Raw genomic sequence first — 6,271 nt, 5'->3', positions numbered from 1 at the left:
AGACGGACTCGGCCTCGAACATCCGGTTGTCCGGGACGGTCTTGAGCCGGGTGACCGCGTGCGCCAGCGGCACCATCTTCACGTCCGTGCCACGCAAAGCGGTCATCATGCCGAACTCGCCCCGGTGCGCGGCCTCCACCGCGTGCCATCCGAACCGGGTCGCGAGGACCCTGTCGTACGCCGTGGGCGTGCCGCCCCGCTGGACGTGGCCGAGAATGACCGGCTTGGCCTCCTTGCCGAGCCGGCGCTCCAGCTCGGCGGCGAGCCGGTTGCCGATGCCCTGGAAGCGCTCGTGGCCGAACTGGTCGATCTCGCCCTTCGCGTACTCCATGGAGCCCTCGGCGGGGTGGGCGCCCTCCGCGACGCAGATCACCGCGAACTTCTTGCCGCGGGCGAAGCGCTCCTCGACCATCTTGACGAGGTCGTCCACCTCGAAGGGCCGCTCGGGCAGGCAGATGCCGTGCGCGCCGCCGGCCATGCCCGACTCCAGGGCGATCCACCCGGCGTGCCGGCCCATGACCTCGACGACCATGACCCGCTGGTGCGACTCGGCGGTGGTCTTCAGACGGTCGATGGCCTCCGTGGCGACCATGACGGCGGTGTCGAAGCCGAAGGTGCGATCGGTGGAGGAGATGTCGTTGTCGATCGTCTTCGGGACGCCGACGACGGGCATCCCCGCCTCTGCCAGCATCCGGGACGCGGTGAGCGTCCCCTCGCCGCCGATCGGGATGAGCGCGTCGATGCCGTACTGCTTCGCCAACTCGGCCGCGTTCTCGGCGGCTTCGCGCAGCCGGCCGCGCTCGAGGCGGGCCGAGCCGAGGATCGTGCCACCGCGGGCGAGGATGCCACTGACGGCGTTGAGGTCGAGCGGACGGTAGTGGCCGTCGAGGAGTCCCTTGAATCCGTCCTCGAAACCGATGACTTCGTCGCCGTGACCCGTCATGGCACGGTGCACGACCGACCGGATCACTGCGTTCAGACCCGGGCAGTCTCCGCCTGCGGTGAGCACTCCGATGCGCATCGTGCTGTGTCTCCTGCTCGTCAGTGGTCCTTGTGAGCCCACATCCGATTGTCCCACGGGCCGGGGAACGCCCGCGCTCCCTGCTACTCCGCGCCGCTCGGGGCCGTCGGCGCCGTCGTTCCCGCCCGGCGGGCGCCTTAGCCACCCGCGGAGGTATTGTCAAGAGGGCATTGCCGCCCCGTGCGGCCTTTCGGCGCGCCCGGGCCCTGCCGTCGTACGGCGGAGCACCGGGTGGGCCGGCGAAGCGGCGGGGGCCGGGGCACGCCCCGGATCGCACCCATGGACTTGGACGGGAGAGTACGCGTGGCGCGGAGCGTTTACGTGACCGGGATCGACCGCGGAGACGGCCGGCAGGTGGTCGAGCTGGGGGTCATGGAGCTCCTGACCCGCCAGGTGGACCGGGTGGGCGTCTTCCGCCCCCTCGTCCACGACGGCCCCGACCGGCTCTTCGAGCTGCTGCGGGCGCGCTACCGGCTCTCCCAGGACCCCGCCTCCGTCTACGGCATGGACTACGACGAGGCGGCCGCGCTCCAGGCGGAGCAGGGCACCGACGAGCTGGTCTCGCGTCTGGTCGAGCGCTTCCTGGCGGTGGCCAGGGACTACGAGGTGGTCCTGGTCCTCGGCACCGACTACGCGGGCACCCAGCTGCCCGACGAGCTGGCGCTCAACGCCCGGCTCGCCAACGAGTTCGGCGCCTCCGTGATCGCGGTGGTGGGCGGCAAGGGCCAGACCCCGGAGTCCGTACGGGCGGAGACGCGCAACGCCTTCCGCGCCTACGAGGCCCTCGGCTGCAACGTCCTCGCCATGGTCGCCAACCGGGTCACCCCCGACGAGCGGGCGGGCATAGCCGAGCGGCTCGCGGCCCGTCTCCCCGTCCCCTGCTACGTGCTCCCCGACGAGCCCGCGCTCGCCGCCCCCACGGTCGCCCAGATCACGCACGCCCTGGGCGGCACGGTCCTCCTCGGCGACGACTCGGGGCTCGCCCGCGACGCCCTCGACTTCGTCTTCGGCGGCGCGATGCTCCCGAGCTTCCTGCCCGCCCTGACCCCCGGCTGCCTGGTCGTCACCCCCGGCGACCGTGCCGACCTGGTCGTGGGCGCCCTCGCCGCCCACTCCGCGGGAACGCCGCCCATCGCGGGCGTGCTGCTGACGCTGAACGAGCGTCCCAGCGAGGAGATCCTGACCCTCGCGGCCCGCCTCGCGCCCGGCACCCCGGTCGTCTCCGTGACGGGGAACAGCTTCCCGACGGCGGCGGAACTGTTCGCTATGGAGGGCAAGTTGAACGCCTCCACGCCGCGCAAGGCGGAGACCGCGATCGGTATCTTCGAGCGTCATGTGGACACCGGCGACCTGCTGGCCAGGATCGCGGTGGCCCGCAGCGGCCGGGTCACCCCGATGATGTTCGAGCACGAACTGCTGGAGCAGGCCCGTGCCCACCGCCGCCGGGTGGTACTGCCGGAGGGCACGGAGGAACGGGTGCTGCGCGCGGCAGACGTCCTGGTACGCCGCGACGTGTGCGACCTGACCCTCCTCGGCGACACCGAGGTCATCCGCAAGAAGGCCGCCGACCTCGGCATCGACCTGTCGGCCGCCCAGCTGATCGACCCGCAGACGTCCGAACTGCGTCAGCCCTTCGCCGAGCGGTACGCCCAGCTGCGAGCCCACAAGGGCGTGACGGTCGAGCTGGCGTACGACGTGGTGGCGGACGTGAACTACTTCGGCACGCTCATGGTGGACAAGGGCCTGGCCGACGGCATGGTGTCGGGCTCGGTGCACTCCACGGCCGCCACCATCCGCCCGGCCTTCGAGATCATAAAAACAATGGGGACCGCGCGGTGGGGGTCCCCCCGGCCGCAGTCTGGGGGAGCGTCAGGCAGGGCGGGGGTGGGCGACGGGAGGGCGAAGCCCGAGGCGTCGATCGTCTCGTCGGTGTTCTTCATGTGCCTGGCCGACGAGGTGCTCGTCTACGGCGACTGTGCGATCAACCCGGACCCGGACGCGGAGCAGCTCGCCGACATCGCGGTGCAGTCGGCCGCGACGGCCGCCCGCTTCGGCGTGGAGCCGCGGATCGCGATGCTGTCGTACTCCACCGGCACGTCGGGCTCCGGAGCCGATGTCGACAAGGTGCGCGAGGCGACGAAGCTGGTGCGCGCGTCGCGTCCGGACCTGCACGTCGAAGGGCCCATCCAGTACGACGCCGCGGTCGAGCCCTCCGTCGCCGCCACCAAGCTGCCGGACTCCGAGGTCGCCGGCCGGGCGACGGTCCTGATCTTCCCGGACCTGAACACCGGCAACAACACCTACAAGGCCGTGCAGCGCTCGGCGGGCGCCGTCGCGGTCGGACCGGTGCTCCAGGGTCTGCGCAAGCCGGTCAACGACCTGTCGCGCGGCGCGCTGGTCAGCGACATCGTCAACACGGTCGCGATCACCGCGATCCAGTCCCAGGCCCAGGAGCTCCCCGCATGACCGCCCCGGATTCCCCCACGCGCGTCCTCGTCCTCAACTCCGGCTCGTCGTCGCTGAAGTACCAGCTGCTCGACATGCGCGACGCGTCCCGGCTGGCGGTCGGTCTGGTGGAGAGGATCGGCGAGGCGACCTCGCGGCTGGTGCACACGCCCCTCGGGGACGGCGGTGCTCGGCGCGAGCGCACGGGTCCGATCGCGGACCACGACGCGGCGCTCAAGGCGGTGTCCGAGGAGCTCGCGCAGGACGGGTTCGGGCTGGACTCCCCCGCGCTGGCAGCGATCGGCCACCGAGTGGTGCACGGCGGTCTGAAGTTCCACGCCCCGACCGTGATCACCGAGGAGGTGATCGCGGAGGTGGAGCGCCTGGTGCCGGTCGCGCCGCTGCACAACCCGGCGAACATCACCGGCATCCGCACGGCCCGGACGCTGCGCCCGGACCTCCCCCAGGTCGCCGTCTTCGACACCGCCTTCCACACGACGATGCCGGAGGCCGCCGCCCGGTACGCCATCGACGTCGAGACGGCGGACGCGCACCGTATCCGCCGCTACGGCTTCCACGGCACCTCGCACGCCTATGTCTCTCGGGCCACCGCGGCGCTGCTCGGCAAGGACCCGTCCGAGGTGAACGTCATCGTGCTGCACCTGGGCAACGGCGCGTCCGCGTCCGCGGTGGCCGGTGGCCGGTGCGTGGAGACCTCGATGGGGCTGACCCCCTTGGAAGGTCTCGTGATGGGTACGCGCTCCGGTGACATCGACCCGGCGGTGACCTTCCACCTGAAGCGTGTCGCCGGCATGAGCATCGACGAGATCGACGCACTGCTCAACAAGAAGAGCGGTCTGGTGGGCCTGTGCGGGGACAACGACATGAGGGAGATCCGCCGGCGGATCGACGAGGGCGACGAGCGGGCGCGGCTGGCGTTCGACATCTACGTCCACCGGCTGAAGAAGTACATCGGCGCGTACTACGCGGTGCTCGGGCGGGTGGACGCGGTGGCGTTCACGGCGGGTGTCGGGGAGAACGCCGCCCCGGTGCGAGAGGCTGCCGTCGCGGGTCTGGAGGAGATGGGCCTCGTGGTGGACCCCGGGCTGAACGCCGCCCGGTCGGACACGGCGCGGCTGATCTCGCCGGAGTACGCACGGGTGGCGGTCGCCGTCGTGCCGACGGACGAGGAGCTCGAGATCGCGCGACAGACCTTCGAGCTGGTGACGGGAGAAGGGAAGAAGGAGGTGCCCGACAGCCCGACAGCCTGAAGCGCTGGAAGGCCGGAAGGCTGAACGCCTGAGCGGGCCGGCGCCCATTTGTACATTCCACCAGACGGAATATTCCGCAGGGAAACAAACCGATAGGATCCGCCTTATGCGCCGTTCCAAAATCGTCTGCACACTGGGCCCCGCCGTCGACTCATACGAGCAGCTGAAAGCGCTCATCGAGGCCGGTATGAACGTGGCCCGTTTCAACTTCAGCCACGGGACCCACGCCGACCACGAGGAGCGGTACCACCGCGTCCGCCAGGCGTCGGAGGACACCGGCCACGCCGTGGGCGTGCTGGCCGACCTCCAGGGTCCCAAGATCCGCCTCGAGACCTTCGCCGAGGGACCGGTCGAACTGGTCCGCGGCGACGAGTTCACCATCACGACCGAGGACGTCCCCGGCGACAAGTCGATCTGCGGGACCACCTACAAGGGCCTGCCCGGAGACGTCTCCAAGGGCGACCAGGTCCTGATCAACGACGGCAACGTCGAGCTGCGCGTGGTCGAGGTCGACGGATCGCGGGTCAAGACGATCGTCGTCGAAGGCGGCGTGATCTCCGACCACAAGGGCATCAACCTGCCCGGCGCGGCCGTCAACGTCCCCGCCCTGTCCGAGAAGGACGTCGAGGACCTGCGCTTCGCACTGCGCATGGGATGCGACATGGTCGCGCTCTCCTTCGTCCGTGACGCGAGCGACGTCAAGGACGTCCACAAGGTCATGGACGAGGAGGGCCGCCGCGTCCCCGTCATCGCCAAGGTGGAGAAGCCGCAGGCGGTCGAGAACATGCAGGACGTCGTCATGGCCTTCGACGGCGTGATGGTGGCCCGTGGCGACCTCGCGGTGGAGTACCCGCTCGAGCGGGTGCCGATGGTCCAGAAGCGCCTCATCGAACTGTGCCGTCGCAACGCCAAGCCGGTGATCGTGGCGACCCAGATGATGGAGTCGATGATCACCAACTCCCGCCCCACCCGCGCCGAGGCGTCCGACGTCGCGAACGCGATCCTGGACGGCGCGGACGCGGTCATGCTCTCCGCGGAGTCGTCGGTCGGCGCGTACCCGATCGAGACGGTCAAGACCATGTCGAAGATCGTCGCCGCGGCGGAGGAGGAGCTGCTCTCCAAGGGCCTCCAGCCCCTGGTCCCCGGCAAGAAGCCCCGCACCCAGGGCGGTTCGGTCGCCCGTGCGGCCGCCGAGATCGCGGACTTCCTGGGCGGCAAGGCGCTGATCGCGTTCACCAAGTCCGGTGACACGGCCCGCCGTCTGTCGCGCTACCGCGCCGAGCAGCCCATCCTCGCCTTCACAACGGACCAGTCGACCCGTAACCAGCTGACGCTGAGCTGGGGCGTGGAGTCCTTCCTCGCGCCGTTCGTGGAGACGACGGACGCGATGGTCGAGATCGTCGACGCCGAGCTGCTCAAGCTCCAGCGCTACAACGCGGGTGACGTCATGGTGATCACGGCCGGCTCGCCTCCCGGCGTCCCGGGCACGACGAACATGGTGCGCGTCCACCACCTCGGCGGCGAGGCCCGCGGC

Annotated in this window: 4 protein-coding genes; 3 read left to right on the top strand and 1 reads right to left on the bottom strand. The window is 70.6% G+C overall.

The genetic code is table 11. The annotated features are described in order from the left end of the window. Positions 1-1,021: ATP-dependent 6-phosphofructokinase (locus tag ACWGH4_RS28935; RefSeq protein ID WP_453466123.1), on the bottom strand; the 1,021-nt coding region annotated here is incomplete at its 3' end. Between the two features lie 303 nt (positions 1,022-1,324). Between ACWGH4_RS28935 and pta the strand changes: the two genes are divergently transcribed. From pta to pyk, 3 genes are all read left to right on the top strand, one after another. Next, positions 1,325-3,487, top strand: a complete 2,163-nt coding sequence (pta, locus tag ACWGH4_RS28930; protein ID WP_453466121.1) for a phosphate acetyltransferase — start codon at positions 1,325-1,327, stop codon at positions 3,485-3,487. Continuing rightward, positions 3,484-4,737 (top strand): acetate kinase, encoded by a 1,254-nt coding sequence (locus tag ACWGH4_RS28925; protein ID WP_453466119.1) that lies wholly within the window; start codon positions 3,484-3,486, stop codon positions 4,735-4,737. Before pta ends, ACWGH4_RS28925 begins: the two co-directional genes overlap by 4 nt. 106 nt (positions 4,738-4,843) lie before the next feature. After that, positions 4,844-6,271 (top strand): pyruvate kinase (gene pyk / locus ACWGH4_RS28920; RefSeq protein ID WP_441266112.1); only part of this gene is annotated, 1,428 nt, incomplete at its 3' end.

Source organism: Streptomyces sp. NPDC054847, from assembly GCF_053610925.1.
The sequence above is the reverse complement of the archived record's forward strand: the minus strand, read 5'-3'. Positions and strand labels throughout refer to the sequence as shown.

Coding starts and splice junctions, on each gene's coding strand:
- ACWGH4_RS28925 (WP_453466119.1), top strand. CDS start 3,484: ATGACCGCCCCGGATTCCCCCACGCGCGTCCTCGTCCTCAACTCCGGC.